Origin of the sequence: Microcoleus sp. D3_18_C4 (assembly GCF_036702355.1) — a bacterium.
In the GTDB taxonomy this organism is placed as follows: Bacteria; Cyanobacteriota; Cyanobacteriia; order Cyanobacteriales; family Microcoleaceae; genus Microcoleus.
Map to the genome: position 1 here is coordinate 1 of NZ_JAUBTF010000045.1, position 1,247 is coordinate 1,247.

General features: G+C 42.7%; 2 protein-coding genes. One reads left to right on the forward strand and one right to left on the reverse strand.

What is annotated here, in order from left to right; translation table 11 throughout:
• Positions 1-196, forward strand: a 196-nt coding sequence (locus QUA90_RS20720; protein ID WP_333447460.1) for a hypothetical protein, incomplete at its 5' end; no start/stop codon positions are given.
• Positions 197-360: 164 nt separating this feature from the next.
• On the opposite strand, the gene urtE is transcribed toward QUA90_RS20720, so the two are convergent.
• Entirely contained in the window at positions 361-1,059 is a 699-nt protein-coding gene (gene urtE / locus QUA90_RS20725) for an urea ABC transporter ATP-binding subunit UrtE (RefSeq protein WP_333211303.1), read from the reverse strand.
• Between the last annotated feature and the right edge of the window lie 188 nt (positions 1,060-1,247).

Consider the following 1,247-nt stretch of genomic DNA (forward strand, 5'->3'; position numbering starts at 1 on the left):
GGAAGAAGGAAGAAGGAAGAAGGAAGAAGGAAGAAGGAAGAAGGAAGAAGGAAGAAGGAAGAAGGAAGAAGGAAGAAGGAAGAAGGAAGAAGGAAGAAGGAAGAAGGAAGAAGGAAGAAGGAAGAAGGAAAATGCCTCGTTTCCTGGGCGATTGAAATCGCTTATTGTCAAACTTTTGTCCGCCTACGGAGGCTGAATACAAGTTTTTTGATTCCTTGTTCCCAGGCTGTGCCTGGGAATAAATATCTAGAGACTCTGCCTCGTTTCCTCGTTTCCCTCTTCCCTCTTCCCTCTTCCCTCTTCCCTCTTCCCTCTTCCTTCTTCACTCTTTCTTCTTCCTTCTTCCCTCTTCCTTCTGACTCAAACAGCCAAAAACCTCTGAATCACCTCATCACTTAACTCGCTAGTGCTTCCAGAAGCCACAATCCCGCCTTTTTGCATAGCATAATACCAGTCAGCTTGCCGTACAAAATGCAAATGTTGCTCCACCAACAAAACAGAAATTCCCCTAGTAGCAACCACACGGCGCACCGCCGCTTCAATATCTAAAATAATCGATGGTTGAATCCCCTCCGTAGGTTCATCCAAAACCAGCAACTGCGGCTCACCCATCAAAGCCCTAGCAATAGCTAACTGCTGCTGCTGGCCCCCGCTCAAATCACCTCCCAGGCGATCGAGCATAGTTTTCAAAACCGGAAATAAATCAAAAATTTCATCAGGAACTTCAGGATTCTTGATTTTGGTTGGTTTCGCTTCCAAACCTAACAATAAATTTTCTTTAACCGTCAAACGTGGAATAATTTCACGCCCTTGAGGCACATAACCAATTCCTAATCTAGCCCGCTGGTAAGTCAACTTAGAAGCAATCGATTCTCCGCCAAAAGCAATAGTGCCACTGCGCGGTTGCAGCAACCCCATAATCGTTTTTAGCATAGTAGTTTTGCCCACACCATTGCGGCCAATTAAGCAAACCATTTGCCCCGCCATGACGCTTAAATCGACATCGCGCAAAATGTGACTTTCGCCGTAGTAAACATTCAAATTAGAAACTTGCAGCATAGTTTTTAATTGGTAATTGGTAATTGGTAATTGGTAATTGGTAATTGGTAATTGGTAATTGGTAATTGGTAATTGGTAATTGGTAATTGGTAATTGGTAATTGGTAATTGGTAATTGGTAATTGGTAATTGGTAATTGGTAATTGGTAATTGGTAATTGGTAATTGGTAATTGGTAATTGGTAATTGG

Excerpts from the sequence above, each read along its gene's own strand:
- urtE (WP_333211303.1), bottom strand. The coding sequence starts at position 1,059 with ATGCTGCAAGTTTCTAATTTGAATGTTTACTACGGCGAAAGTCACATT.